Raw genomic sequence first — 26,528 nt, 5'->3', positions numbered from 1 at the left:
TGTTCTTGGACAACCAGCCGGCCAAATTACGAAGGACGGGTCATGACACAGGCGGGACGCCAGGGTTCACCACGTAACAGTTCGGGACGCAACAGTTCAGAACGCAATGCCGGACAGGGCGGCGCCAGCCGCAATCCAGCGGCCAGCAGCAATCCAGCGGCCAGCCGCAATCCAGCGCAGGGCGGCGCCAGCCGTAACCCTGCACAGGGCGGCAGCGGCCGCCCCAGCGCGGCAGGCGGCGGTTTCCGCGGCGGCGCTGGCAAGCGTAACGCCGGATTCGGCGGAGACGACCGGCGGTTCAAGGCCCCAAGGCCGCGCGAGGAGCCATTTGTGGATCCCGGCGATGCCCCGGCGTCGCCGCCGGCCAACCGCGGTGCCTCCGACTGGAAGCCCGCCGCCAGCGCCTCGGCGCGCAAGCCTGCCGCCCGCAAGCCGGGCGCCAATAAAGCTCCCGGCACTCCGGGCGCACTCAAGCCCAAGCCACGCACCGGCCGGCCCGGAGCCGCGGCCTCTCGCGCCTTTGGCAGCGAACGTTTCGGCCAGAACCTTGGCCCCGTGCGCAAGCCTGCCCGCCAGCGCGGACCCCGCGGTTCTGTTCCGCAGTCTGAAATGCACGACGCCGATGGCACCCGCCTCCAGAAGGTTATGGCACAGGCGGGCGTGGCTTCGCGCCGCGTCTGCGAAGAGATGATCTCCGAAGGCCGGGTGGAAGTCGACGGCCAGGTGGTCACTGAGCTTGGTGTCCGTGTGGACCCCAAGACTGCGGTCATCCACGTTGATGGCCTGCGCATTCAGCTGGATGAAAACCTCGTGTACATGGTCTTCAACAAGCCCAAGGGTGTGGTGTCCACCATGGAGGACCCCGATGGCCGCCCCTGCATCAGCGATTTTGTGCGGAAGACCCACCAGGGCGAACGCCTCTTCCATGTGGGCCGGCTGGACGTCGCCACCGAGGGCCTGCTGCTGTTGACGAACGACGGCGAACTGGCCAACCGGCTGACCCACCCGTCCTATGAGGTCCCCAAGACCTACCTGGTCCAGGTCCGCGGCCCGTTCCCGCAGGGAGTCGGCGCCCAGCTCAGGGAAGGTGTGGAACTTGAGGATGGCTTTGCCTCCGTTGATTCCTTCAAGCTGGTGGACTCCACCCCGGGCCACGTGCTGATCGAAGTAATCCTGCACTCGGGCAAGAACCGGATTGTCCGGCGTTTGTTCGACGCCGTCGGGTTCCCGGTCCTGCGCCTCGTGCGCGTCAAGGTGGGTCCCATCGGTCTGGGCGACCAGCGCCAGGGCAGCATCCGCAACCTTGGCAAGCAGGAAGTCGGCCACCTGCTGGCATCCGTAGGACTCTGACGCATGTCCGCATTTCGCTCCCACGGGCGGGGACACCTCAACGGACCGGTCGTGGTGATTGGCACCGGCCTGCTCGGTGCCAGCATCGGGCTGGGCCTGCGTGGCCGCGGCGTGCCCGTATTCCTGTCTGACCCGTCGCCTACCAACCAGGCGGTTGCCGTGGACATCGGTGCCGGCCAGCCCCTGGACCAGCTCCGGGACGGGACGCCGGAGCTTGTGGTGGTGGCAGCACCGCCGGACGTGACCGCCGACGTCGTGGCCCGTGCGCTTGGCGACTACCCGGACTCCGTGGTGGTTGACATCGCCAGCGTCAAGGCCGCAATCCTGGCGGAGTTGCGCGGCCGCGGCGCGGACCTCAACCGCTATGTGGGCACCCATCCGATGGCCGGGCGTGAAAAGTCCGGGCCCGTAGCGGCCCGCGGTGAGCTCTTCACGTCTATGCCGTGGGTGGTTTGTCCGGGCCCGGAATCATCCGCGGCGGCCGTGCAGACCGCGCGCTCCCTGGCGACCGACCTGGGTGCTGTGGTTTCCCAATTCACTGCCGACGAACACGACGAAGCCGTTGCCCTGGTGTCGCACCTGCCCCAGATCATGTCCTCCCTGCTGGCCAGCAGGCTGCAGGGGACGCCGCTTAACGCGCTGTCCCTCGCCGGCAACGGGCTGCGGGACGTCACTAGGATTGCCGCCAGCGATCCCACGCTGTGGGTCCAGATCCTGGGCGGCAACGCGGCGAAGGTTGTAGAGATCCTTTACGGCGTCCGCGAGGACCTGAACCGGCTCATCGGCACGCTGGAGGAACCGTTGGCGCCAGGTGCCAGGCTTGACCTTGCCCAGCTCATAAGCGAAGGCAACGCCGGGCAGGCCCGTATTCCGGGCAAGCACGGTGGCCCGCCGCAGGCCTACTCATGGCTGACGGTCCTCGTGGATGACCGGCCGGGACAGATCGCGCAGCTGCTCACCGAAATCGGTGAGATCGGCGTCAATGTGGAGGACCTTCGGCTGGACCATTCTTCGGGTCAGAACGTGGGCATGGTGGAACTGTCCGTGCTGCCGAACAAACATGACCATCTGATCGAAGCACTCAACGACCGCGGATGGCGGGTATTGCAGTAATGACACAAGAACTTCTTGACACCTTTCCGGCCTTACGCGTCGGCAGGCCCCTGGTGGTTGCCATCGACGGACCGTCAGGCTCCGGCAAGTCCAGTGTGAGCAAGGAAGTGGCCCGACGGCTGCACCTTGCCTACCTGGACACCGGCGCCATGTACCGGGCCCTGACCTGGTTCTGCGTCACCACCGGAATCGACCTCAGCGATGCCGCCGCCGTGGAGCAGGCTTCCCGGGACTTGGTCCTGGAACTGAGCACCACGCCGCGGGAGGACTACGTGCGCGTGGACGGGACCTACGTCACGGACGCCATCCGCGAACCGGCAATTTCTTCGGCGGTCAGTACGGTGGCCACCACCCTTGGTGCCCGGACCGAACTGATCCGCCGGCAGCGTGAGCTAATTGAAAAGCACCACCGCCGCATCGTGGTGGAGGGCCGGGACATCACCACGGTCGTCGCGCCGGGCGCTGAAGTCCGCATGCTGCTGACGGCCAGTGAGGAAGCACGGCTTCGCCGCCGCGGCATCCAGCTGGGCGGCACGCAGGATGCGGAACAGCTCGCCGCCCAGGTCACCCAGCGCGACGCCAAGGATTCCACGGTGGTGAACTTCACCCAGGCTGCCGACGGTGTTGTCACCCTGGATTCGTCCGATCTGGACTTCGCCGAGACCGTGGATGCGGCGCTCGTGATCGTCACGAAGGTGCTCAACCGTGACTGACGGCGGCGTGCGTCTTCCCTCCGGTTTGACCATGACCTGGAGCAGGCCCGTCGGCTGGCTACTTGATCATGTGGTGTACCGGACGTCCGTCACTGGCCGGGACAACGTGCCTACAGGCGGGCCGGTGATTTTTGCCGGCAACCACATCAGTTTCCTGGACGGGCCGGTGATGTTCGGTGCGTCGCCGCGTCCCATGCACATTCTGGTTAAAAAGGAGATGTTCCAGGGAGTGCTGGGACGGGTCCTTCGGGCCTCAGGCCAGCTGCCGGTGGACCGCTCCGGGGACCGGGCAGCGCTGCTGCTGAGCAAAAGCATGCTCGACGCCGGCCGCTGCATCGGGATTCTTCCGGAAGGTACTCGGGGGAGCGGCCAGGCAACGGACATCAACAACGGGGTGGCCTGGCTGGCGCTGAACTCCGGCGCCCCAGTGGTTCCCGTGGCGATCCTCGGCACCCGGACTGGCAACGAACACCTCGACACAGTACCCAGGCCGGGGCGGCGGTTCCACGTCAGCTTCGGCGACGCGCTGACACTCAGCCGAAACCCCGGCGAAACGGGCCGTGCTTCAATGGACAGGGCGGGAACGGAAATCCGCGCTGCGCTTTCGGGGCACGTCCAGGAGACCATCCAACACAGTGGGCAGCCTTTGCCCCACGCGGATTTCCCGCACGAACTTCACAGCAGTAGCCGGGACGCCGGCAGATGACCACTAAGGAAAGTGCAATGAGCGATACGACTCAAACCTCCGGCCACTCCGGCGCCGGCGAAGACGAATACACGCCCACCGGCACGGACCAGGTGGCCGAGCGGCTGGCCGCCCTGGACGACGACGAAGCGGAGCTGCGTGCCGCGTCGCTCCGCGCCGGCCTGGCCGACTACGAACTCGACGACGAAGACGCCGCCCTTCTGAGCGGGGAATTCGACGACGAGGACTTTGACGGACCGGTCAAGCTCGATCCCGTGCTGGCCATCATCGGCCGTCCCAACGTAGGCAAATCCACTCTCGTGAACCGTATCCTGGGCCGACGCGAAGCCGTGGTCGAGGATACTCCCGGCGTGACGCGGGACCGGGTGATGTACTCGGCACACTGGAACGGACGCAACTTCACGGTCGTGGACACCGGTGGCTGGGAGCACGATGCCCGCGGCATCCACGCCCGGGTGGCCGAACAGGCGGAAATGGCCGTGGAAATGGCCGACGCCGTGCTCTTCGTCGTCGACTCCGCGGTGGGTGCCACCGCAACGGACGAGGGCGTCATGAAAATGCTCCGCCGCAGCAAGAAGCCGGTCATCATGGTGGCCAACAAGGTGGACGACTTCGCCCAGGAAGCGGACTCCGCCACCCTGTGGGGCCTCGGCTTCGGTGAGCCTTACCCCGTTTCCGCCCTGCACGGGCGCGGCGTCGCCGACCTCCTGGACCACGTGATGGACACCCTGCCGGAGTTCTCCACGATTGAGGGCTTGGAACGCTCGGGCGGCCCGCGCCGCATCGCACTGATCGGCCGCCCGAACGTGGGCAAGTCATCGCTGCTGAACAAGCTGGCAGGGTCCGAACGTGTAGTCGTGGACAACACTGCCGGTACCACCCGTGATCCGGTGGATGAGTTCATTGAACTCGGCGACCGCACCTGGCGCTTTGTGGACACGGCGGGCATCCGGCGCCGCCAGCACATGGCGCAGGGCGCCGACTACTACGCCTCCCTCCGGACGCAGGCCGCGCTCGAGAAGGCGGAGGTCGCCGTCGTTCTTCTCGCTGTTGACGAGGTGCTCAGCGAGCAGGACGTCCGCATCCTGCAGCTGGCCATCGAGTCGGGCCGTGCCCTGGTGCTGGCCTTCAACAAGTGGGACCTGCTCGACGACGAACGCCGCACCTATCTGGAGCGCGAAATCGAGCAGGACCTGGCCCACGTGGCCTGGGCGCCGCGGGTCAATATATCCGCCCTGACCGGCTGGCACAAGGACCGCCTGGTTCCTGCCCTTGACCTGGCGCTGGAGAACTGGGACAGGCGCATCCCCACCGGCAAGCTCAATGCCTTCCTCGGCGAGCTTGTGGCGGCGCACCCGCACCCGGTCCGCGGCGGAAAGCAGCCGCGCATCCTGTACGGCACGCAGGCGTCCAGCCGGCCGCCGAAGTTTGTGCTGTTCACCACCGGGTTTTTGGACCCGGGCTACCGTCGTTTCATCACCCGCAGGCTCCGCGAAACGTTTGGTTTCGAGGGCACGCCCATCGAGGTCAACATGCGCGTCCGCGAAAAGCGTGGCAAGAAGCGTTAATTAGGTCACGCCGGGGGCGTGCAGGCGGCAAAGTGTCACTTGCACCCTCCGGAATCGTGTAAGCTTTTCAAGGTGGTTCGGCCGGACTGCTGAGTTGAAATCCTGGCTAACATCAGGAGTAAACGCAGCGGAGAACGGCGGAACTAACGGGCTGTAGCGCAGCTTGGTAGCGCACTTGACTGGGGGTCAAGGGGTCGCAGGTTCAAATCCTGTCAGCCCGACCAAAACAGAAGCGTCCCGGAGAATTTTCTCCGGGACGCTTCTGTTTTGTGCCGTCCTTTTTGCATGTTTCGTCACCCGGCCTATTTCAGGAACTTCGATGTCCTGCGGTCCGCCAGGATCTTTCCCTTGGTCTGGCACGTGGGACAGTACTGCAGGGACGTATCGGCGAAAGACACCTCCCGGACGGTGTCACCGCACACCGGGCAGGCCTCGCCGGTCCGGGCATGGACCCGCATGTGGCCGCGTTTGACGTCTTTGAGTTCGCTGGGTGGTTTCCCCTCGGCTTCAGCCAGGGCGGTTCCGAGCACGCTGTGGATGGCGTCGTACAGCGCCTGCACTGTGTCGCGGTCCAAGGACTTGGCGGTAGCAAAAGGGGAGATTCTTGCAGCATGCAGGATCTCGTCGCTGTAGGCGTTTCCGATCCCCGCGATCACGCTCTGGCTCCGCAGGACGCCCTTGATCTGCTGGGACGTGGAGCCAAGAATTTCCACCAGCATGTCGGCGTAGAACGCTGCGCTGAAAGGGTCCGGCCCAAGGGCCGCGATGCCCGGCACATCCTGGGGATCGCTCACCACGTACACGGCCAGGCTCTTTTTGGTCCCCGCCTCGGTGAGATCCATGCCATGGTCACCGTCCGGCCCGCTGAACTCCAGCCGGGCAGCGATGTAGCCCTTTCCCATCCGGAGCTGGGTGCCGGTGGGGGAGTCCGTGAAACGTACCCATCCAGCCCGGGCGAGGTGGAAGACAAACGAAGGTCCGTCGGTGTCTAGGCTGACAAACTTTCCGAACCGGCGGACGCCGCTGATGGTGCACTCCTCCAACGCGGTGAAGGGCGGATCCGCTGTCTTCAGCACCGCAAAGGAAACAATCTGGATCTTCCGCACCACCGCTCCGCGCAAGTGCTCGTCCAGGAAACCGGCCAGGCCTGCAACCTCGGGTAGCTCCGGCACGGCTTTACCTGCGGTCAGCGTGGCTGTCGGTGGCGGCAGGTGCCTCAGGAACAGGTGAGCTGGCCGCGGTGTCATTGGCCGCCTTCGCCGCCATGGAGCGCTCGGTATCTGCCTTCCTGAGCGCCCGCATCTTCTTGCCTCGCTGCCGCCAGACCCTCCACAGGACCAGGCCAACAACAAAGATGACAGCGGCGGCGATGGCTGAGATTTGCGTCCACATAGAGAACCAGGTGGCCTCGGTGCCAAGGATCCGCTGTCCGTTGTGGGCGGCCTGCGAGCTGCCGAACATGATTCCGGCGGTCAGCAGATTAGGGGACGCGAGGGCCACGGCGGCGGCGAGGATGGCCAGCTTCCAGGGCCAGTTCAGGGATTTGCGCGTTGCCTGCCAGGCCACCAGGAGGGGGACGAACGTGAAAACGAACCCGTAGAACATCCCCACCAGGATGCCTGCCCCGAGGTTGCCCTGGACCTGGTTGCGGATAACATTCGCCCACCAGACCGGCAGGATCGCCGCAAAGGCAAAGTAGGCGGCAGTGAGGACCACCAGCGCCACCACAGCGAGGATGATCCGCGCAGCCCAGTTCGCCTGTTTCGCGGGCGATTCCTGTGAGTGTGTTCTCATGCGTCTCATCATGTCAGAATCCTCCCCGAACGCCCGTGGAGTTGTGCCTATACTTTCAGCGGCGGCTTGTTTTCCAGGCCCCGTTGACATTGGTGATTGACCCGATGAAAGGCCCCTGATGAGCAACATTCCCGAAGACCTGTCCTACACTGCCGAGCACGAGTGGGTATCCGCACCGAGCGCCGACGGCGTGGTCCGGGTGGGCATCACCGACTTCGCGCAGGACGCACTCGGAGATGTTGTCTACGCCCAGCTGCCGGAAGCGGGTACTAAAGTCACCGCTAACGAAGTTGTTGGCGAAGTCGAATCCACCAAGAGCGTCAGCGATATCTATGCTCCGGTGAGCGGCGAAGTCGTTGCACGCAACGAATCCCTCGATACCGATTCGGCCCTGATCAACTCCGATCCGTACGGCGACGGCTGGCTGATCGAGATCCGGCTTGCCGAAGCAGACGCTGTGGAATCCTTGCTCAGTGCATCCGAGTACGAACAGCAGGTAGGCTGAAGCTACCGGGTTCATCCGGTCCGGCCGGCGGGCGTCTTCGCACGTCAGTGGCCGGATCGGTGCCCGGCAACGGATCCGCGAGGCGGGTCCGTCAGGGCAAATGTTGATTGCAGGCGTGAGAGCTGCAGCGAAAGAGGAGGAATCCATGGTTGGCCACGAACAGGTCCCTGCCGAAGGCGAGCACGGCACAGGTGCAGCCAGGGCTTCGGAGACCACCTCGATCCATCTCACCCCCGTCACGGACGAGCCCACGATCGCCCCCAAGCTGTCCATGGACGAGCGTTCATCCGTGGAGGCACTGCCTGCCGGTTCCGCGCTCCTGGTTGCCCACAGCGGCCCGAACGCGGGTGCCCGCTTCCTGCTTGACACGGACACCACCACGGCCGGCCGTCATCCCGACGCGGACATCTTCCTGGATGACGTCACCGTATCGCGGCGCCACGTCGAGTTCCGCCGCACAGCGCGGAGCTTTGAAGTGGTGGATACCGGCAGCCTCAACGGCACGTACGTTAACCACGACCGCGTGGACAGTGTTGAGCTGAAGTCCGGAAACGAAGTCCAGATCGGCAAGTTCCGTCTTACCTTCTACCTGAGCCCTGCCCGCGCAGCAGGCCGCGCCTGATCCCGGGACACTTGCCTGTGGCAATGGCACAACCGGAACGCCGGGGGCCCCAAGTTCTGAACATCGGGGAAGTCCTCGCGCAGCTCAGCGGCGACTTTCCGGGTATGACCGCGTCGAAAATCAGATTCCTGGAGGAAAAAGGCCTGATTAATCCGCGCCGCACTCCGGCCGGATACCGGCAGTACTCGGACGGTGACGTCGAGCGTCTCCGTTTTGTGCTGGCGTTGCAGCGGGACCAATACCTGCCACTGAAAGTCATCAAGGACTACCTTGATGCGATTGACCGGGGAGAACGGCCGGAGAACCTGCCGCCCGGCGTCGTGGTTTCGCCTCGGATCGTTTCGGATGAACTGGCCGTGGAGCTTCAGAACCGCGGCCGGAAATTCAGCGAGGAACAGCTGCGGACTGAATCCGGTGCCAGCATTCCGTTGCTTCAATCCCTGCTGAGCTTCGGACTGATCAGCCACAGCAACGGCACGTTCGACGAGCACGCCCTTCAGGTTGCCCGTGCCTGCGTGCAACTGGAGAGCCACGGCCTTGAACCGCGCCACCTGCGTCCGTTCCAGGCCGCCGCGGAACGTGAATTCGGGCTCGTGGAGCGGGCAGTTGCGCCGCTCGCGTCCCGGCGCGATTCCGCGTCCCAGGCGCGGGCTGCGGAAGCCGCCCGCGAAATCAGCGACCTCTGCCTGGTCCTGCACCGGGCTCTGGTCCAGGACCGCATCTCGCGTATGGACATCTGATGATCGAAGTGGAGATTGTTGGCGTTCGCATCGAACTGCCGTCCAACCAGCCGCTCGTGCTGCTGCGCGAGATCCACGGCGAACGCCACGTGCCCATCTGGATCGGGACTCCGGAGGCAAGTGCCATCGCCCTGGCCCAGCAAGGGGTAGTGCCTCCGCGCCCGATGACCCACGACCTCCTGGTGGACGTAGTGGAATCCCTGGGCCACTCAATTGTCAGCGTCAACATTGTGGCCGTTGAGGACAATATTTTTTATGGCCAGCTCCAGTTCGAGAACGGCACCACCGTCAGCTCACGCGCATCGGACGCCCTCGCGGTCGCGTTGCGGGCCAAGTGCCGGATCTGGTGTGCCGACTCCGTGATGGATGAAGCCGGCGTCCGCATCACCGAGCATGACGAGGGTGAAGACACTGACCCGGGCCCCACTGTGGACGAAGAGCGCGAACTGCGGCGGTTCCGAGAGTTCCTGGACGATGTTGAGCCGGAAGACTTCGACGGCTGAGGTCACGTTAAGGTTAAAGTTGAGACTGAAAGTTCCGACACGCCTGCACCAAGAGGCCTACATCTTTGACCTAGGGGCGCGGCGCGCCTAACGTCGAAGGTATCAAGCTCCCATTGCTTACAGCAGCCGCGCAAGTCACACTGTAAAAGTAGGACCCCCGCGAAATTACATGCATGGACTTCATGCGTGCACCGGCTGATGCAGTGGTCCCCCGGGAGCTTATAGAAGGAGGATCCAGGTGAGTCCCAAAGGCGAAGCAGGCGGGCTGAAACAGCCCTCAACGGCTGGTGTGGCTGTGCCCGCGAGCGGTGCCCAGGGCCTCCTGTTTACCGAAGACCTTCCTGTCCTTGATGAGGACGCCGGATACCGCGGCCCCACCGCCTGCAAGGCGGCCGGGATAACGTACCGCCAGCTGGACTACTGGGCACGGACCGGGCTCGTTGAGCCCGCAGTCCGCGGCGCCGCCGGCTCGGGCTCACAGCGGCTCTACGGTTTCCGGGACATTCTCGTCCTCAAGGTGGTCAAACGGCTCCTGGACACTGGCGTGTCCCTTCAGCAGATCCGTACCGCGGTGGAACACCTGCGCGAACGCGGAGTGGAGGACCTGGCGCAGATCACTCTTATGAGCGATGGTGCGAGCGTCTACGAATGCACGTCCGCTGACGAGGTCATCGATCTTGTCCAGGGCGGCCAAGGTGTTTTCGGCATCGCCGTGGGCAGGGTCTGGCGCGAAGTCGAAGGCAGCCTGGCTTCCCTGCCGAGCGAACACGCCGTCGAACAGTCCTTTCCCGACGACGAACTGAGCAAGCGGCGCGCCGCCCGCAAGATCGGCTGACACCACAGGCTGACACATAGCAACGAGAGGAGGCCACCCCGACGGGTGGCCTCTTCTGGTTGGCCGCAGAACCTGTGGCTGCAGCGGCACGCTGCAGCCGGGGGAGTTACCGCTGGGTTCGGTTCCGCAGGCCGCTTCCAGTCGCCAGGAGGTTGGCAAGGAGTGCGTCGAACAGTGCAGCGGAAGACTTCGCGGATTCGCCGGGCCAGTGGTGCACCGGGTGGGCCGCGCCCTGGATCTGCTGCCAGTTCGCCTGTTCGGGGATGCGCGGGCTCAACAGGAGGTCACCGAACATCGATTCCATTTCCGCGAGCCGGTAGGTGTGTTCGGAGGAGCCTGTGCGCACGCGGTTGGCCACGATGCCGGCGGGGGACAGGTTCGGCGCAAATTCCTGCTTGAACAGCTGGATGGCGCGCATGGTCCGCTCTGTTCCCGCCACCGAGAAAAGTCCGGGCTCGGCCACCAAGGCCACCTTGTCACTCGCGGACCACGCCATCCGGGTCAGCCCGTTCAGCGACGGCGGGCAGTCTATGAGGACCAGCTCGTAGCGGTCGGCGCCGGCCAGGACTGTGGAAAGCCTGCGGAGGTCGCGGCGGCCAAGGTCGGGACGATCGTAGATGCCGGTGTAGGCCGAACCCACAGCGACGTCCAGTACGGCCCGTCCGGACCCGTTGGTGTGCTCCCGTGCAGTCCAGGAGCTGCCTGCGACATTGTCCGCCAGTTTGGCGCGGCGGGGGCTCTTGAGCATCCTGCCGATGTCCAGCTGATCGCCGGCCAGGACGCCCAGGGCCGTGGTCGCGTCCGCATGCGGATCGAGGTCCACCACCAGTGTGGGGATTCCTGCGGCAAGCGCCGCAGACGCCAATCCTGTGGTGACGGAAGTCTTGCCGACTCCGCCCTTGAGGCTGCTGATGCTGACTACTTGCACTTGTGAGACCAAAACCTAACGCCGGCTGCCGTGTTGGGGGTAATGTTTGCTCCGGCACTCCCGAAGCCGGCGGCTCGAGCCGCCTTACTCATCATATGTGGCTGCGCCTGTGAATCCCGCCTTATGGGGACACGGCATGGCACGGGGATGGTATGGGTGGCAGGTTCTGCCAGCCTCCGTTGATGCACGCGGGACATGACGGAGGTTTCTGTGACTGTGGCCACAGTGATTTGTGTTTCTAAGCGCGGGTCTTAGACACTGTGACCACTTACCGATACACCCGCAAAGATGCAGGAGAATTATGTTTTCCAAGATTCTGGTGGCCAACCGCGGCGAAATCGCGATCCGGGCCTTCCGTGCCAGCTACGAGCTCGGCGCCAAGACCGTTGCTGTCTTCCCCAATGAGGACCGAAATTCGATCCACCGCCAGAAGGCCGATGAGGCATATCTGATCGGCGAAGTGGGGCATCCCGTCCGGGCCTACCTCGATGTTGCCGAAGTGGTACGCGTTGCCAAGGAGTCCGGCGCCGACGCGATCTACCCCGGCTACGGCTTCCTGTCGGAGAACCCGGACCTCGCCCGCGCGGCAGAGGAAGCGGGCATCACCTTTGTTGGCCCGCCGGCTGAAGTGCTTGAGCTGGCCGGCAACAAGGTGGCAGCACTGAAGGCTGCCCGTGAGGCCGGTGTGCCGGTCCTGAAATCGAGTGAACCCTCGAAGGACATGGATGAGCTGATCGCCGCGGCCGACGAGATCGGCTTCCCCATCTTCGCGAAGGCCGTCGCCGGTGGCGGCGGACGTGGCATGCGCCGTGTTGACACCCGGGAAGGCCTTCCTGAGGCCCTGCAGGCCGCCATGCGTGAAGCCGATGCCGCCTTCGGTGACCCCACCATGTTCCTCGAGCAGGCAGTGCTACGCCCGCGCCACATCGAGGTCCAGATCCTGGCCGACGCCGAGGGCAACGTCATCCACCTCTTCGAACGTGACTGCTCCATCCAGCGCCGGCACCAGAAGGTCATCGAGATTGCCCCGGCACCCAACCTGGACGAAGGCATCCGCCAGGCGCTTTACCGTGACGCGGTGAAGTTCGCCAAGGCCCTGAACTACGTCAACGCCGGAACTGTGGAGTTCCTAGTGGACACCGTCGGCGAACGCGCCGGCCAGCACGTCTTCATCGAAATGAATCCCCGTATCCAGGTGGAGCACACCGTTACTGAGGAAGTGACGGACGTTGACCTGGTGCAGGCACAGCTTCGGATCGCCTCCGGCGAGACCCTCGCGGACCTCGGCCTTTCCCAGGAGACGGTCCAGCTCAAGGGTGCAGCGCTGCAGTGCCGCATCACCACCGAGGACCCGGCCAACGGGTTCCGGCCCGACGTCGGGAAGATCACCGGCTACCGCTCCGCCGGCGGTGCGGGTGTAAGGCTCGACGGCGGCACCGTCTACTCGGGTGCCGAGATCAGTCCCCACTTTGACTCAATGCTCGTGAAGCTGAGCTGCCGGGGCCGTGACTACCCTGCCGCCGTGGCCCGCGCCCGCCGGGCCCTCGCGGAGTTCCGCATCCGAGGTGTGTCGACCAACATTTCCTTTCTCCAGGCCGTCCTCGATGATGCCGACTTCATTGCCGGCAACGTCGCCACGAACTTCATCGACGAGCGACCCCAGCTGTTGAAGGCCCGGGTCTCCGCCGACCGCGGCACCAAGCTCCTGACCTGGCTGGCCGAAGTCACCGTCAACAAGCCCAACGGCGAGCTGAAGGTGCACTCGGATCCGGCTGCCAAACTCCCCGCCGTTGGCGATCGGCAGGCCGCGCCCGGATCACGCCAGCGCCTGCTGGAGCTTGGCCCTGAAGGATTCGCCAAGGCCCTGCGTGAGCAGACCGCCGTGGCCGTCACCGACACCACCTTCCGCGACGCCCACCAGTCCCTGTTGGCCACCCGCGTGCGTACCCGGGACCTCGTGGCCGCCGGACCCGCGGTCACGGCACTCCTTCCGGAACTCCTGTCCGTTGAGGCCTGGGGCGGCGCAACCTATGACGTTGCGCTGCGCTTCCTCGGCGAGGACCCCTGGGACCGCCTGGCCGCGCTGCGGAAGTCGCTGCCCAACGTCTGCCTGCAGATGCTTCTGCGCGGCCGGAACACGGTGGGCTACACGCCGTACCCGGAGGAGGTGACGGTGGCTTTCGTCAACGAGGCCGCCGCCACCGGTATCGACATTTTCCGCATCTTCGATGCCCTGAACGACGTGAACCAGATGGCCCCCGCCATCCGCGCTGTCCGGGCCACCGGCACAGCTGTAGCCGAAGTGGCCCTGTGCTACACGGGCGACATGCTGAACCCGGACGAGAAGCTGTACACGCTGGACTACTACCTGGAACTGGCCCAGCGGATTGTGGACGCCGGCGCGCACATCCTTGCCATCAAGGACATGGCCGGGCTGCTCCGCCCGGCAGCGGCCGCCAAACTGGTCGCCGCACTCCGCGAACGCTTCGACCTCCCGGTCCACCTCCACACCCATGACACGGCCGGCGGTCAGCTGGCCACCCTGCTGGCGGCCGTGGACGCCGGCGTGGATGCTGTTGACGTTGCCTCCGCCTCGCTGGCCGGAACCACCAGCCAGCCGTCCGCCTCCGCCCTTGTGGCGGCGCTGGCGCACACGCCGCGGGACACCGGCTTGAGCCTTGACGCTGTCAGCTCCCTTGAGCCGTACTGGGAAGCCGTGCGCCGCGTCTATGCGCCGTTCGAGTCAGGCCTTCCGGGCCCCACCGGCCGTGTCTACCAGCACGAAATCCCGGGCGGCCAGCTCTCCAACCTGCGCCAGCAGGCCATGGCTCTGGGTCTGGGGGAGCGCTTCGAAGCGATCGAGGACATGTACACCGCGGCGGACCGGATCCTGGGCCGCCTGGTGAAGGTCACGCCGTCGTCCAAGGTGGTGGGCGACCTCGCCCTGCACCTCGTGGGCCTCAACGCAGATCCGGCGGACTTCAACGAAAACCCGCAGAACTACGACATCCCCGACTCCGTCATCGGTTTCCTGTCCGGCGAACTTGGGGACCCGCCCGGAGGATGGCCGGAGCCCTTCCGCACGAAGGCGCTCAAGGGCCGCAGCATCAAGGTCCGCGATGCTGACCTCAGCCCCGAGGACAGCGCCGCGCTCCAGGGCGATTCCAAGACCCGCCAGAACACGCTGAACCGCCTGCTCTTCGAGGGCCCCACCAAGGATTACCTCAAGAGCGTGGAGACTTACGGCAACATTTCCGTCCTCGACACCCGCGATTACCTTTACGGCCTTCAGCGCGGCGCCGAGCACGAGATCCAGTTGGAGAAGGGTGTCCGGCTGATCGCCTCGCTGGAAGCCGTTTCCGAGCCCGACGAGAAGGGCATGCGCACGGTGATGTGCACGCTCAACGGCCAGTCCCGCCCCGTTGTGGTCCGTGACCGCTCCGTGGTGAGCAACGTCAAAGCCGCCGAGAAGGCAGACCCGGCCCAGCCCGGTCACGTTGCCGCGCCGTTCGCCGGGGCCGTCACCGTGACCGTCAAGGCCGGCGACACGGTCAATGCCGGCGACACGGTGGCCACCATCGAAGCGATGAAGATGGAAGCCTCCATTACAACGCCGGTGGCGGGCAAAGTCTCGCGGCTCGCCATCTCCGCCGTGGAGCAGGTCCAGGGCGGGGACCTCCTCCTGGTCGTAGAGCAGGGATAAGGAATCCAGGCTTAAAGGGAGGGGCCCTCCCGGCGGAAGTTTCCACTTCCGCCGGGAGGGCCCCTCGTTTTGCAGTGCCGCTTAGACGCGCGGCGCGCCGTACATTTCCTCGATGACCGTCTCGAAGTCCTTCATCACCTGCGCCCGCTTCACCTTCATGGACGGCGTCAGATGGCCGGACGCTTCCGTGAAGTCCGAAGCGACGATCCGGAATGACTTGATGGCCTCCGCCTGCGACACCGAGGCGTTGGCCTGCGTGATGAGGTCCTGCACGGCGGCCTTGACCACAGGGCTCTCGACCGCCTCGTCAAGCGTCGTGGTGGCGGGCAGCCCGTGCCGCTGAAGCCAGCCCGGCAGGGCTTCCTGGTCCAGGGTCACCAGGGCGCCGATGAACGGCCGGTTGTCGCCCACCACCAGGACCTGGGAGACCAGTGCATCCGCCCGGATCTGGTCCTCCAGCAGGGCCGGAACCACGTTCTTGCCGCCGGCCGTGACAATGATTTCCTTCTTGCGGCCGGTGATCCACAGGAAGCCGTTCTCGTCGAGCCTTCCGATGTCGCCGGTGCGGAACCAGTCATCGGCAAACGTATCGGCCATCAGGTCTTCGCGTTGGTAGTAGCCGCGCATCACGCAGACACCCTTGGCTAGGATCTCGCCGTCTTCGGCGATCTTGACGGAGTTGCCCGGCAGCGGCTTGCCGACGGAGCCGATCTTGATCAGGGCGGGGGTGTTGACCGAAATGGGGGCGGTGGTCTCGGTAAGGCCATACCCTTCAAGGATCTGCAGGCCGATGCCCTGGAAGAAGTGCCCCAGCCGTTCCCCGAGCGGGCCGCCGCCGGACACGGCATGGGCCACGTTGCCGCCCATGGCCGCGCGCAGCTTGCCGTAGACGAGTTTGTCGAACACCGTGTGCTTGAGTTTCAGCCCCAGGCCAACGTGCCCGGCCTGGCGGGCTTTGGAGAACGCGATGGCGGTCTCCGTGGCCTTGTGGAAGATGGCACCCTTGCCGCCGTCCTCTGCCTTTGTCAGGGCCGAGTTGTAGACCTTTTCGAAGACGCGCGGCACGGCCAGGATGAACGTGGGCTGATAGCTCTGCAAATCGGCCAGCAGGTTCTTGATGTCCGGGGTGTGCGCGACCGTGGCGCCGGCGGCCACTGCCAGCACCGAAATGAACCGTGCAAAGACGTGGGCCAACGGCAGGAACATGATGGTTTTGGCCTGCTCGTTGACCACGTCGCCAAGCAGCGCCAGGGCGTTGTCGGACAGTTCAACGAAGTTGCCGTGGGTCAGCTCGCAGCCCTTCGGCCGGCCGGTGGTGCCCGAAGTGTAGATGAGAGTGGCCACGTCGCTGAGCTGTGCCGTTGAGCGGCGGGCCTCCAGGTCGGCGTCGCTGACGTCCCGGCCCGCCGCACGGACGGCGTCCAGTCCGCTGCCTTCGAGTTGCCAGACGTGCTGGAGGGCGGTGAGGCCTTCGGACGTGGCAGCCTGCCGGATGATGTCCTCATGGTGGGCGGCCTCGCCGAATGCGGCAACCGCCCCGGAGTCACCGAGGTTCCAGGCAACCTGCGACGGCGATGACGTCTCGTAGATGGGCACCGAGACGGCGCCGGCGAACCAGATGGCAAAGTCGATGAGCGCCCACTCGTAGCGTGTACGGGACATGATGCCCACCCGGTCGCCGGCTCCCACGCCACTGGCCATCAGGCCCTTGGCAAGGGCTTGGACATCCGCCAGGAAATCCGTGGCCGAGACGTCCCGCCACGCGCCTGCGGAGTCCAGCCGCGAGAAGAGTGCCGGGTTGCTGGGCTTGGCTGCCTGCCGAAGCACAAGATCGGTGATGTTGGTTTCCGGTGGGACAACAACCAGAGGCGGAACACTGAATTCGCGCACTATAGCTCCTTTGATATCCATAGACCCGCACAGGGTATGCCTAAAGACTAATACGCCCTGTAGCTTGGCCGTGCAGAAACAAATCTACTGGCCAGTAACATAGGAGTCAAAGAGGAGGGCGAAGGCCATGGGCCCGGCCTCCGGTGCTGCCTGCCCGGGGCGCCCTAGAATGAAGCACTATGTATGCAACGCCCCCCGGCGAGCCCGCCGATCCGCTCCGACGTCCAGCCCCTTGGCGGCGGCGGCCGCTGGGATTGAGGGCCCGGCCCAGGCAGGTGGAAACGTTCCGGGAGCACCTGCGGCTCGGGCGCAAGGGGCTGGCGATCGGCATCGATATCGGCGGCACCAAGGTCGCCGCCGGCGTGGTAGACGCCGACGGTAGGATTCTGAGCGAGGCCCGGCGGTCCACCCCCGGCAGCGACCCGCGCGCTGTGGAGCAGGTCATCGTCGAGCTCGTGGACGAATTGGGAGCCGGCCACAGGGTCTGGTCGGTGGGCATCGGAGCGGCCGGTTGGATGGATCTGGATGGCGGAACAGTGCTTTTCAGTCCGCACCTCGCCTGGCGCAACGAGCCGTTGCGGGCAAACCTTGAGCGCCTCCTGCGACGCCCTGTGCTACTGACGAACGACGCCGACGCCGCGGCCTGGGCGGAATGGCGCTTTGGTGCGGGGCAGGGGGAGGACCGGCTGGTGTGCATCACCCTCGGCACCGGTATCGGCGGCGCCATGGTGATGGACGGGCGGGTGGAGCGCGGCCGGTTTGGTGTAGCAGGCGAATTCGGCCACCAGATCATCATGCCCGGCGGGCAGCGTTGCGAGTGCGGGAACCGGGGCTGCTGGGAGCAGTACGCTTCGGGTAACGCCTTGGGCCGGGAAGCGAGGATCCTGGCGCGTGCCAATTCGCCGGTTGCCCAGGAACTGCTGGCCACCGTCGGCGGTGACGCGGAGCAGATCACCGGGACGATTGTCACCGAACTGGCACTCGCCGGTGACGCGGCCTGCCGCGAACTCCTTGATGAAGTGGGCGAATGGCTGGGCCTGGGACTGGCGAACCTGGCAGCATCGTTGGATCCCGGACTGTTTGTGATCGGTGGGGGACTCTGCTCGGCAGGTGACCTGCTGGTGGAGCCCGCCCGTAAAGCCTTCGCCCGGAACCTCACCGGCCGGGGCTTCCGTCCGGCGGCCGGCATCGAGCTGGCAGCGCTCGGACCAAACGCGGGGCTCATCGGAGCGGCCGATCTGTCCCGAGTCAGCAGCCGCATGCGGTGACGGACGCTCCTTAGACGCGGGCGCCGTCGTCGTTCTCGTCTTTTTCCTGGGGCAGCTTCATGATCAGGTAAGCAACGGCGAGGATGAATGCTGCCACCATGCCCACAATCGCCAGCAGTGGCGCGGACCGCCAGAACATGGCGGCCAGGAGCAAGGCAAGGGGCGCACCGATGGCGCCGAGCCAGGCCAGCATGGTCAGGGGATCCGTCCCGGCAAGGCTTGGCGGTTCTTCCGGCACGAAATCACCGGCGTCGTCCTCCACGGCATAGTCACGCGGGCCGAAGGCCTCGCTGCCACCCTGGCCGTAACCAGCGGTAGCTTCGCCGGCCTTCGCACCGTCACCGTCACCGGCGCCGGACGTTGCCGCATGCCGCTCGGCTGCGGACAGTTCGGTAGGGGCTGTGCCCGCCAGGCCCAGCGGATCAAAGTCGCGGAACGTCGCGGACCTGCCAGCCCCGGCCGCGGCGTCCGGGCCTGGTAAATCAGGAGTTTTGGCGTTAGGGCCCGGGGCATTCGGGCCGGGGGAGCTGGCACTCGCCGGGACTGTGCCGGTAGGGGCTCCGGGCTTTTCTTCGAGCCGGGCCACCAGGTCCAGCCACACTGCATCGTCCTGGTTTGCGCTTTGGTCCTGTGAACCGGAGCCGGGCCTATTCATGGGCGGTACCCTCCTGGACCTGGGCTGCTGCCGTGCCGGCAACCACTGCCCTGATGAAGTCGGCAGATCCTCGGAAAATCTCCTCAGCGTCGTTATCAAGCGTTGCCACGTGGTAGCTGTTCTCCAGCGTGGTCAGTGTCAGCGGTGCGTTTGTCAGCCCGCGGCGCAGCGCTGCCACGCTCCTGTCCGATACGACGTGGTCCACGGTGGAGCGGAAGGCCCGTACGGGCGCGGTGACGCGGGGTAGCAACCGGATGGTGTCCTTGAACATCTTGTTCAGCTCATGGGCTGCAGCTACGGGCGTCCGGGGGTAGGCGCCCTCGTCCATCCCGGGTTTGAGGATGTCGTTGGCGATGGCCGGAGTACTCTTCAGGACCAGTTTCAGGATGCCGGCCAAGGGCGCTCGGGGATCATCGATAACGAGGCCGGGGTTCACCACGATCACCCCGGCCACGGGCCGGCTGGCCGCAATTCTCAGGGCCAGCGCGCCGCCCATGCTCAGCCCGGCGACGAAGACGTGGTCGCAGTGGGAGTCAAGCTCCAGGTAGGCGTCGTCCAGTGCGCCGTGCCACTGCGGCCAGCGCGTGCGCGCCAGGTCCTGCCAGCTGGTGCCGTGCCCGGGCAGCAGCGGCATGCGTACGGCGAACCCGGCGTCGGCGAACGACTGCGCCCACGCGCGCAGGCCGTGCGGACTGCCCGTAAATCCGTGGGAGAGGACCACCCCGATCCGGGCTCCGGCGCCGTTGAAGGTGCTGCTGAAAGGGCTGTGGTCCGGTACGCCGGTCATGAAGTCTCCGAGGTGGTGTGAGGTGTGGCCGCGGTTCGGGCTGACGGGGCAGTGGTGGGTGTATGGGCAAGGAAGAAGGCGCTGGAACGGGCAAATATCTCTGGCCCGTCGACATCCAGCGTGGCCACATGTCCGCTGTTATGCAGGTCCACTACTTCCACCAAGTGGGGGCCCAAACGCTGCCGCAGCGTCAGGAGCGAGGTGGCCGGCACCACGACGTCCGACTGGGACTTGAAGACCTGCACCGGGGCGCTGACCTGGTGCAGCCCCCGCGTGGCTGTGCCGAAAAGCTTCTTGAGCTCATGGACGGCTGCCAAAGGCGTCCGCGAATAGTCGCCGTCATTGGTGACGCCCGCCGTCGGCTGTTCCTCCTGGATGGGCAAGGTAGTGCGCTGGAAATACTTGAGCACTCCGATGACATGCACGCGGCGGTCATAGAAGCTAAGGCCGGGATTCACCAGAGAGACGCCAGCCGCAGGATGCCTGGCGGCCGTCAGCAACGCAATGGCGCCGCCCATCGAGAGGCCGGCCACAAAACACTGCTCCGTCCGGGCGCTCAGCTCCAGGTACGCCGATTCGAAAGTCCCGTACCAGTCGCGCCAATTTGAGCGCGCGAGCTGACGCCAATCTGTCCCGTGGCCGGGAAGAAGCGGTACCGACACCGCGAATCCCTGGGCGGCGAGGTGCTCTGCCCAGGGCAGGACGCTCAGGGGGCTGCCGGTGAAGCCGTGGCAGATGGCAATCCCGGTGGTGGCATTGGGTCCGTGGCCGGGGTAGCTGAAAGCGGCAGGCCGGGGCGCGATGCTGCTTTCTGTCATGACACCATCGTGTCATTGTTTGGGACAAATCTCACTAGAGTAGGGTTGCATTGAAGTGCCCGCCCGGCCCGACGAAGGGGCTGGCTGGCCGGCTTCCGGAGAGGTTCATCACGTGTTCTATTGGGTCATGAAGAGGATCTTCCTGGGGCCGGTGCTACGGCTTCTTTTCCGCCCCTGGGTCAAAGGCCTGGACAATGTTCCGGCGCAGGGGGCGGCCATTATCGCTTCGAACCATCTGTCTTTCTCCGACTCCATCTTCATGCCGCTGATGGTTCGAAGGCCGGTGATTTTCCTGGCCAAGTCCGAGTACTTCACCGGCACGGGCCTCAAGGGCAGGCTGACGGCCCTCTTCTTCAGGCTCACCAACCAGTTGCCCATGGACAGGTCCGGCGGCGCGGCATCGGCCGTATCGCTCAATGCCGGCATGGATGTCCTGACCGGCGGTGGACTGCTGGGCATCTACCCTGAAGGCACCCGCAGCCCCGACGCACGCCTGTACCGGGGAAAGGTTGGAGTCGCCAGGCTCGCCCTGGAGGCTGGAGTGCCCGTGATTCCCGTGGCAATGATCGGCACGGACAAGGTTCAGCCCATCGGCAAACGGATGCCGAATATCCGGCGGATCGGCATGATTTTCGGTGCTCCGCTGGATTTCAGCCAATTCTCCGACCAGGCGGAGGACCGGCTGGTCCAGCGCAAGGTCACCGACGAGATCATGTTCGAGCTGATGCGCCTCTCCGGCCAGGAGTACGTGGACGAGTACGCCGCCGTGGTTAAGCTCCGCCTTGCGGGAGCAGCGGCGACCGAGGCTGGCGGTGCCTCCGCGAAACGGGCTGAATCTGACGGCGGTGCCGAGGGCACTGAGACCGAGGGTAAGGACCCGGCAGCCGGCTGACTGTGACGCCGCTCTCGGGACGCGTGACGGTCAGGTGTCCTGAAGCCAGCCGCGCACATTAGTCTTAGATAGTGACTGAGCTATCTGCAAAACCTGCCTTTTCGCTGTCCAGCACCGCCCAGAGCGGAGCAGCTAATTATCCTGGCCTGGATGTTTGGCGTGACCTTCCCGTTTCCCAGCAGCCCAGCTGGCAGGACAAGGACGTTTTCGACGCATCTGTCGGGGAACTTTCCTTGCTGCCGCCGCTGGTTTTCGCCGGCGAAGTGGACGTTCTCCGTGAACGGCTGGCAGCTGCCGCGGAGGGCAAAGCCTTCCTGCTGCAAGGTGGCGACTGTGCTGAGACCTTTGAAGCGGCAACGGCGGACAAGATCAGCGCCCGGGTCAAGACCATCCTGCAGATGGCAGTGGTGCTCACTTACGGCGCGGCGATGCCGGTCATCAAGATGGGCCGGATGGCCGGCCAGTTCGCCAAGCCCCGCTCGTCCAACGACGAGACCCGCGACGGCGTGACCCTGCCGGCGTACCGAGGCGACATCGTCAACGGCTACGAGTTCACTCCCGAGTCCCGTGGCCATGACGCCGCCCGGATGCTCAAGGCCTACCACACGTCCGCCTCCACGCTGAACCTCATCAGGGCCTTCACGCAGGGCGGCTTCGCAGACCTGCGCTCCGTGCACCAGTGGAACAAGGGTTTCACCGAAAACCCGGCGCACGCCCGTTACGAATCCCTCGCCCGAGACATCGACCGCGCCATAAAGTTCATGGCCTCCTGCGGCGCTGATTTCGAAGCACTCAAGCGGGTGGAATTCTTCGCCAGCCACGAGGCCCTGCTGCTGGACTACGAGCGTGCACTGACCCGCATCGATTCGCGTACCGGTTTCCCGTATGACACCTCGGCGCATTTCCTGTGGATCGGGGAGCGTACGCGCGAACTTGACCACGCGCACGTTGACTTCCTCTCACGCGTCCGGAATCCCATTGGCGTGAAGCTGGGCCCGTCGACAACCGGCGACGACGCCCTCCGCCTCATCGACAAGCTGGACCCCGAGCGGGAGCCGGGCAGGCTGACGTTCATCACGCGCATGGGAGCGGGCAATATCCGCGAGAAGCTTCCTGCCATTGTGGAGAAGGTCACGGCCTCCGGCGCTAAGGTTCTCTGGGTCACCGATCCGATGCACGGCAACACGGTTACGTCGCCGAACGGCTACAAAACCCGCAACTTCGACGACGTCATTGATGAAGTACGCGGTTTCTTCGAAGTGCACCAGGCCCTGGGCACGGTTCCCGGTGGCCTCCATGTGGAGATGACCGGTGACGACGTCGCGGAATGCCTGGGCGGTGCCGATCCGGTGGACCAGGATTCGTTCCTCGACAAGTACGAGTCGGTCTGCGATCCGCGACTGAACCACATGCAGTCCCTCGAAATGGCGTTCCTGGTGGCCGGAGCACTGGCCAAGCACTGACCGCCCGATGCGGAGTCAGGCTTCCACCGTGGTGTGGCCGGCAGGCCGCCGGCTACACCACGGTGAGGGTCACGACGGAGCCTTCAGGCACCTTCTTCTTCACCGGGTCCTGATCACGAACCGTGCCGAAGAAGCCGCCGAGGATATTGTTTACCCGTACCTCGAAGCCCAGCGCACGCAGCGCTGCTTCGGCTTCTTTGGCTTGTTTGCCGATGAAGCTGGGGACTTCAACGAGCTTGGGTCCGTCGGAAATGGTCAGCGTCACTGCGCCGCCCTTGGTCAGGGTGCCGGTCGCGGGCGACTGTGCGGCAACTGAGCCCTTGGGCACCTTGGGATCGTTGACTTCGTCCTTCGCGACATCGGCCTTGAGGCCGGCAGTTTCGATGGCGTCGACGGCGGCGTTCTTCGCCAGTCCCACCACTGACGGGACCGGGATCGGCTGCGGCCCCTTGGAGACCAGAAGATTGACCGGGGTGCCGTGGCGCGCGGGGGCCGCGGCAGCCGGTTCCTGGGAGAGCACGACGCCGGCGGCAACGGCGCCGTCAAATTGTTCAGTGACGGTGCCGAGCGCCATTTCAGCCTGGTTCAGTGCATTTTTCGCGTCGTCAAGCGTTCCGCCGGTCAGTTTCGGGAGTTCATAGAGTTGCGGGCCCTGGGAAACAAACAAGGACACCGGCTGATACTTCCGAGTCTCCGTTCCGGCAGTCGGGTCGGAGCCCACCACGAGGCCGGAGGGAACATCGTCGTCAAAGACATCGTTGGTCCGTGACTGGAACCCCGCCTCGCTCAGCAGTTGCTGCGCCTGGGCTACCGACTTGTTGGCGACCACCGGAATGGTGCCCGGGGACCCGGGACCCATGCCGAAGAACCAGCCGGCTCCTGTGGCAAGCAATGCGATGATGACCAGGACCACCACCCAGAGGACGCCGCGGCGCCGCGGGTTGCCCTCCCGCAGGCTCCGGACCGGGGTGGCCGCAGCCCGCGCCCTTACCTTCTCTTCCTCCCTGTCGAGCCTGCGCCGGGCGCGTTTGCTGATGGGAATCGCTGCCGGGACGGCGTCTTGAGCTTCAAGCCTGTAATGCGTTTCCGGCCGGTACTGTTCGCCTGGCCGGAAGTTGGCGTCGGCCGGATACAGGGCTTGCGGACCCTGCGGTGAGTGCTGTGGCCGGGGCCGGGAGAAGGACGACATTACGGCTGTGGGATTGTTGGTGCGGGCGATGACCTCGGTGTGGTTCTGCTGTCCTGCAGGGGCTGCTGCCGGTGGCATGAGGTCCAGTTCGGCGTCCGTGAGATTGGTTCGGATGTGGCGCAGTTCCTGCAGCAGGGCGTTGCCGTCGACGGGGCGGTTCTCGGGATCGTTTGCGGTGCACCACTGGACGAGTTCATCCACTTCGGCGGCGAGGCCGGGCACCAAGGCCGAGGGCGGACCGACTGTTTCATTCACGTGCTTGTACGCAACCTGGATGGGGACCTCGCCGTCGTACGGCTGCTGGCCGGTCAACATCTCAAAGAGCATGATGCCCACTGAGTAGATATCGCTCCGGGTATCAGCCTGTTTTCCGAGCACAAGCTCGGGCGAGAGGTAACCCACGGTACCGATGAGTGTCCCGGTGCTCGTGGACGTCGTCACCGCACGGGCCAGCCCGAAGTCGCCGATCTTGATCCGGCCGTCGTCCGCGATCAGGACGTTCTCCGGTTTCACATCCCGGTGGATCAGCCCCGCAGCGTGGGCCGCGCCGAGGCCCTGCACTACCGGATCAATCAGGGCGAGGGCCAGCCGGGGAGGCAGTGCACCTCTGGATCTGATGACGTCCCGGAGGGTGTGGCCCTTGATGTGTTCCATTACCAGATAGGCCGTCTGGCCGTCGTTGCCCTGGTCCAGGACTCCCACAACGTGGGCGTGGGACAGCTTCGCGGCGGCCTTCGCCTCGCGGCCCAGCCGGTCCAGGAACGTCTCGTCGGTGGCGAGGTGGGGATGGAGGACCTTCAGGGCAACATCGCGTTCCAGCCGGAGGTCCGTTGCCAGATATACCGTCGACATGCCGCCGCGCGCGAGTTTAGAGCGGACGGCGTAGCGGTTGTCCACCAGCGTTCCAACGAGAAGGTCTGACACTTGTTCCTGCACCCTACGATACTAATCCCGCATGGAAAAGGGTCCGAACCGACGTGCGGTCCGGACCCTTATCGTTATCCCCGGGCTGGCTTCAGCAAGCCCGCGGGGCGCTGTTATGCGGTGGTTTAGCCGAAGTTCTTTTGGTGCGCCTTGATCGCAGCTACGTAGGCCTTGGTGTCGTCGTACATACCGTATTTACTGACCGAGTACTGGCCCTGGTAGTACCCCGCTATCGCTGTGTCCTCGTCCTTGCTGGTGGCGAAAAGGCGCTTGATGATCGCCACGCCGGCCGTTGCGTTGTCGTAGGGGTCCAGCAGGTTGAGCTTCCGCCCTACGAGGTCTGACGCCCACTGCCCGGAGGAGGGGATGACCTGCATGGTGCCGATCGCGTTGGCCGGTGACACCGCTCGCTGGTCAAAGCCGGACTCCTGTTGCGCGAAGGCCAGAGCCAGAGTGGGGTCTACCCCCAACTGGCGGGCCGTGTCGGCCACAATTGTGCGCATCTCAGCCCGGGACGGTACGGGAGAGGCGTTCAGCAAGGCCTTGTTTTCGTTGGCGGAGCTCACAACGGCCGCGGGGTAGGTGAAGCCCAGGAAGGAGCTCGCTACCAGTGGAGCGGCGGGGGCCGCCGGGGCGGCCGGGGTGGAGGAAGCAGGCTGGATGGAGGCGCCCGGAATGACCAGCTTGTTGCCGGGGTAGATGACAGTAGTCATGCTCAGCTGGTTGGCGGCCAGGATGTCCGAGAGCTTGACGCCGTGCCGGGAGGCGATCGCTGACAGGGTGTCCCCGGCCTTGATCGTGTATGAACCGCCGGGAGCTGGTGCGGGAGCTGGTGCGGGAGCTGGTGCGACGGGAGCGGAAGTAGGCTGGACTGCTGCAGCCGGTGCTGCAGCAGCACCCGCGCCCACGTTGATCTTCTGGCCCGGGTAGATGATGGAGCGCATATTCAGGCCGTTCCAGCTGAAAACATCGGACAAGCTGACGTTGTGCCGGGCCGCGATGGCGCCGAGTGTATCGCCGGCCTTTACCGTGTAGCTGCCTCCGGCATTGGCTGGAGCGGCCGCGGGCGCCGGAGCAGGCGCAGCGGGGGAGCCCGAGCCGGACAGCTTGATCTTCTGGCCGGGGTAAATAATGGTGTTCGTCTGGAGGTTGTTGAGCTTGAGGACTTCGTACGTGTCCAGCCCGAACTTGCCGGCAACTCCGCTGATGGTGTCGCCGCGGGCGATGGTGTATTCCGCGGGCGCCGCCGGCTGCATGGGCTGGAAGGCAGCCGGAATAGTAGTGGAGACGGAAGCCGCCGGGATCAGGCCAACTTTCGTTTCCGCCGCTTGGGCTTTCATCGCGGCGGCAAGGGTTGCCGGGATTGCGCGCGCAGGTGCCTCTGCCGCAGCAGGCTGGGCGAGGGCCAACGACGACAAGACAACCGCAGGGAGCGCCGCCGTGGTGACAGCAATCATGGGCAGGCTCTGCCTCGGGGGCTGTTTTGGCGAGCGGGACGTCGTCATGGAAAGATTCCTCTTCTTCAACTGCCGTGGGCGGGAGATGCTATGTGACTATTGATA

Annotated in this window: 22 protein-coding genes, 1 tRNA gene and 1 pseudogene; 15 read left to right on the top strand and 9 right to left on the bottom strand. The window is 65.2% G+C overall.

Annotated elements, in window-relative coordinates:
- Positions 1 to 42: 42 nt before the first annotated feature.
- From DAD99_RS01315 to DAD99_RS01290, 6 genes and pseudogenes are all read left to right on the top strand, one after another.
- On the top strand, positions 43 to 1,350 hold the full coding sequence (locus DAD99_RS01315; protein WP_193340028.1) for a pseudouridine synthase: 1,308 nt from the start codon (positions 43 to 45) through the stop codon (positions 1,348 to 1,350).
- A gap of 3 nt (positions 1,351 to 1,353) precedes the next feature.
- Entirely contained in the window at positions 1,354 to 2,463 is a 1,110-nt protein-coding gene (locus DAD99_RS01310; protein WP_193340027.1) for a prephenate dehydrogenase, read from the top strand.
- Positions 2,463 to 3,176, top strand: coding sequence for a (d)CMP kinase (cmk, locus tag DAD99_RS01305; protein WP_193340026.1), 714 nt, complete (start codon positions 2,463 to 2,465; stop codon positions 3,174 to 3,176). Before DAD99_RS01310 ends, cmk begins: the two co-directional genes overlap by 1 nt.
- 31 nt (positions 3,177 to 3,207) lie before the next feature.
- Positions 3,208 to 3,889: pseudogene (locus DAD99_RS01300) on the top strand (lysophospholipid acyltransferase family protein).
- 10 nt (positions 3,890 to 3,899) lie between these two features.
- Entirely contained in the window at positions 3,900 to 5,450 is a 1,551-nt protein-coding gene (gene der, locus DAD99_RS01295; protein ID WP_193340025.1) for a ribosome biogenesis GTPase Der, read from the top strand.
- 147 nt (positions 5,451 to 5,597) lie between these two features.
- Positions 5,598 to 5,674 (top strand) — tRNA-Pro (locus tag DAD99_RS01290).
- Positions 5,675 to 5,752: 78 nt separating this feature from the next.
- On the opposite strand, the gene DAD99_RS01285 is transcribed toward DAD99_RS01290, so the two are convergent.
- Positions 5,753 to 6,622: an Fpg/Nei family DNA glycosylase gene (locus tag DAD99_RS01285; RefSeq protein ID WP_193340024.1), complete on the bottom strand. Its 870-nt coding sequence runs from the start codon at positions 6,620 to 6,622 to the stop codon at positions 5,753 to 5,755.
- 4 nt (positions 6,623 to 6,626) lie between these two features.
- Positions 6,627 to 7,244, bottom strand: coding sequence for a hypothetical protein (locus DAD99_RS01280; RefSeq protein ID WP_193340023.1), 618 nt, complete (start codon positions 7,242 to 7,244; stop codon positions 6,627 to 6,629).
- A 118-nt stretch (positions 7,245 to 7,362) separates the two neighbouring features.
- Here DAD99_RS01280 and gcvH point away from each other — a divergent pair, with 118 nt between their 5' ends.
- The 5 genes from gcvH (at position 7,363) to DAD99_RS01255 (ending at position 10,449) form a co-directional block, all read left to right on the top strand.
- On the top strand, positions 7,363 to 7,749 hold the full coding sequence (gene gcvH, locus DAD99_RS01275) for a glycine cleavage system protein GcvH (protein ID WP_185263199.1): 387 nt from the start codon (positions 7,363 to 7,365) through the stop codon (positions 7,747 to 7,749).
- 145 nt (positions 7,750 to 7,894) lie between these two features.
- The gene (locus DAD99_RS01270) at positions 7,895 to 8,371 is read left to right on the top strand and encodes an FHA domain-containing protein (protein ID WP_185263200.1); all 477 of its coding nucleotides are present in this window, start codon (positions 7,895 to 7,897) and stop codon (positions 8,369 to 8,371) included.
- 23 nt (positions 8,372 to 8,394) lie between these two features.
- A complete protein-coding gene (locus tag DAD99_RS01265; protein WP_193340022.1) occupies positions 8,395 to 9,111 on the top strand; it encodes a MerR family transcriptional regulator in 717 nt (238 codons plus the stop codon).
- Positions 9,111 to 9,614, top strand: a complete 504-nt coding sequence (locus DAD99_RS01260) for a bifunctional nuclease family protein (protein WP_193340021.1) — start codon at positions 9,111 to 9,113, stop codon at positions 9,612 to 9,614. The genes DAD99_RS01265 and DAD99_RS01260 overlap by 1 nt, the downstream gene beginning before the upstream one ends.
- A gap of 238 nt (positions 9,615 to 9,852) precedes the next feature.
- Positions 9,853 to 10,449, top strand: coding sequence for a MerR family transcriptional regulator (locus DAD99_RS01255; protein WP_193340020.1), 597 nt, complete (start codon positions 9,853 to 9,855; stop codon positions 10,447 to 10,449).
- Positions 10,450 to 10,555: 106 nt separating this feature from the next.
- Here DAD99_RS01255 and DAD99_RS01250 read toward each other — a convergent pair whose 3' ends face one another.
- Positions 10,556 to 11,377, bottom strand: a complete 822-nt coding sequence (locus DAD99_RS01250) for a ParA family protein (RefSeq protein WP_193340019.1) — start codon at positions 11,375 to 11,377, stop codon at positions 10,556 to 10,558.
- Positions 11,378 to 11,678: 301 nt separating this feature from the next.
- On the opposite strand from DAD99_RS01250, the gene DAD99_RS01245 reads away from it, so the two are divergent.
- Positions 11,679 to 15,080, top strand: a complete 3,402-nt coding sequence (locus tag DAD99_RS01245; RefSeq protein ID WP_193340018.1) for a pyruvate carboxylase — start codon at positions 11,679 to 11,681, stop codon at positions 15,078 to 15,080.
- 81 nt (positions 15,081 to 15,161) lie between these two features.
- Here the strand turns inward: DAD99_RS01245 and DAD99_RS01240 are convergent, their stop codons facing one another.
- Positions 15,162 to 16,970 carry a long-chain fatty acid--CoA ligase gene (locus DAD99_RS01240; RefSeq protein ID WP_193340017.1) on the bottom strand — a complete coding sequence of 603 codons (1,809 nt, stop codon included), beginning with the start codon at positions 16,968 to 16,970 and terminating at the stop codon, positions 15,162 to 15,164.
- 179 nt (positions 16,971 to 17,149) lie between these two features.
- Between DAD99_RS01240 and DAD99_RS01235 the strand changes: the two genes are divergently transcribed.
- Positions 17,150 to 18,238, top strand: a complete 1,089-nt coding sequence (locus DAD99_RS01235) for an ROK family glucokinase (RefSeq protein WP_193340016.1) — start codon at positions 17,150 to 17,152, stop codon at positions 18,236 to 18,238.
- Positions 18,239 to 18,248: 10 nt separating this feature from the next.
- Here DAD99_RS01235 and DAD99_RS01230 read toward each other — a convergent pair whose 3' ends face one another.
- The 3 genes from DAD99_RS01230 to DAD99_RS01220 are packed head-to-tail and all read right to left on the bottom strand — an operon-like array spanning position 18,249 to position 20,498.
- A complete protein-coding gene (locus DAD99_RS01230) occupies positions 18,249 to 18,893 on the bottom strand; it encodes a hypothetical protein (protein ID WP_193340015.1) in 645 nt (214 codons plus the stop codon).
- Positions 18,886 to 19,680 (bottom strand): carboxylesterase, encoded by a 795-nt coding sequence (locus tag DAD99_RS01225; protein ID WP_193340014.1) that lies wholly within the window; start codon positions 19,678 to 19,680, stop codon positions 18,886 to 18,888. Before DAD99_RS01225 ends, DAD99_RS01230 begins: the two co-directional genes overlap by 8 nt.
- Positions 19,677 to 20,498 carry a carboxylesterase gene (locus tag DAD99_RS01220; protein ID WP_193340013.1) on the bottom strand — a complete coding sequence of 274 codons (822 nt, stop codon included), beginning with the start codon at positions 20,496 to 20,498 and terminating at the stop codon, positions 19,677 to 19,679. Before DAD99_RS01220 ends, DAD99_RS01225 begins: the two co-directional genes overlap by 4 nt.
- A gap of 112 nt (positions 20,499 to 20,610) precedes the next feature.
- On the opposite strand from DAD99_RS01220, the gene DAD99_RS01215 reads away from it, so the two are divergent.
- Both DAD99_RS01215 and DAD99_RS01210 read left to right on the top strand, forming a co-directional pair.
- A complete protein-coding gene (locus DAD99_RS01215; protein ID WP_309233171.1) occupies positions 20,611 to 21,390 on the top strand; it encodes a lysophospholipid acyltransferase family protein in 780 nt (259 codons plus the stop codon).
- A 71-nt stretch (positions 21,391 to 21,461) separates the two neighbouring features.
- Positions 21,462 to 22,853, top strand: coding sequence for a class II 3-deoxy-7-phosphoheptulonate synthase (locus DAD99_RS01210; protein WP_193340012.1), 1,392 nt, complete (start codon positions 21,462 to 21,464; stop codon positions 22,851 to 22,853).
- Positions 22,854 to 22,905: 52 nt separating this feature from the next.
- Here DAD99_RS01210 and pknB read toward each other — a convergent pair whose 3' ends face one another.
- Both pknB and DAD99_RS01200 read right to left on the bottom strand, forming a co-directional pair.
- A complete protein-coding gene (gene pknB, locus DAD99_RS01205) occupies positions 22,906 to 24,978 on the bottom strand; it encodes a Stk1 family PASTA domain-containing Ser/Thr kinase (protein ID WP_193340011.1) in 2,073 nt (690 codons plus the stop codon).
- A gap of 113 nt (positions 24,979 to 25,091) precedes the next feature.
- Positions 25,092 to 26,471 carry a lytic transglycosylase domain-containing protein gene (locus DAD99_RS01200; RefSeq protein WP_193340010.1) on the bottom strand — a complete coding sequence of 460 codons (1,380 nt, stop codon included), beginning with the start codon at positions 26,469 to 26,471 and terminating at the stop codon, positions 25,092 to 25,094.
- Between the last annotated feature and the right edge of the window lie 57 nt (positions 26,472 to 26,528).

Origin of the sequence: Pseudarthrobacter sp. AB1 (assembly GCF_014926485.1) — a bacterium.
Classification (GTDB): domain Bacteria; phylum Actinomycetota; class Actinomycetes; order Actinomycetales; family Micrococcaceae; genus Arthrobacter.
This window is presented reverse-complemented; position numbering and strand designations above follow the sequence as displayed.

Coding starts and splice junctions, on each gene's coding strand:
- DAD99_RS01315 (WP_193340028.1), top strand. CDS start 43: ATGACACAGGCGGGACGCCAGGGTTCACCACGTAACAGTTCGGGACGC.
- DAD99_RS01310 (WP_193340027.1), top strand. CDS start 1,354: ATGTCCGCATTTCGCTCCCACGGGCGGGGACACCTCAACGGACCGGTC.
- cmk (WP_193340026.1), top strand. CDS start 2,463: ATGACACAAGAACTTCTTGACACCTTTCCGGCCTTACGCGTCGGCAGG.
- der (WP_193340025.1), top strand. CDS start 3,900: ATGAGCGATACGACTCAAACCTCCGGCCACTCCGGCGCCGGCGAAGAC.
- DAD99_RS01280 (WP_193340023.1), bottom strand. CDS start 7,244: ATGAGAACACACTCACAGGAATCGCCCGCGAAACAGGCGAACTGGGCT.
- gcvH (WP_185263199.1), top strand. CDS start 7,363: ATGAGCAACATTCCCGAAGACCTGTCCTACACTGCCGAGCACGAGTGG.
- DAD99_RS01270 (WP_185263200.1), top strand. CDS start 7,895: ATGGTTGGCCACGAACAGGTCCCTGCCGAAGGCGAGCACGGCACAGGT.
- DAD99_RS01265 (WP_193340022.1), top strand. CDS start 8,395: ATGGCACAACCGGAACGCCGGGGGCCCCAAGTTCTGAACATCGGGGAA.
- DAD99_RS01260 (WP_193340021.1), top strand. CDS start 9,111: ATGATCGAAGTGGAGATTGTTGGCGTTCGCATCGAACTGCCGTCCAAC.
- DAD99_RS01245 (WP_193340018.1), top strand. CDS start 11,679: ATGTTTTCCAAGATTCTGGTGGCCAACCGCGGCGAAATCGCGATCCGG.
- DAD99_RS01235 (WP_193340016.1), top strand. CDS start 17,150: ATGTATGCAACGCCCCCCGGCGAGCCCGCCGATCCGCTCCGACGTCCA.
- DAD99_RS01230 (WP_193340015.1), bottom strand. CDS start 18,893: ATGAATAGGCCCGGCTCCGGTTCACAGGACCAAAGCGCAAACCAGGAC.
- DAD99_RS01225 (WP_193340014.1), bottom strand. CDS start 19,680: ATGACCGGCGTACCGGACCACAGCCCTTTCAGCAGCACCTTCAACGGC.
- DAD99_RS01220 (WP_193340013.1), bottom strand. CDS start 20,498: ATGACAGAAAGCAGCATCGCGCCCCGGCCTGCCGCTTTCAGCTACCCC.
- DAD99_RS01200 (WP_193340010.1), bottom strand. CDS start 26,471: ATGACGACGTCCCGCTCGCCAAAACAGCCCCCGAGGCAGAGCCTGCCC.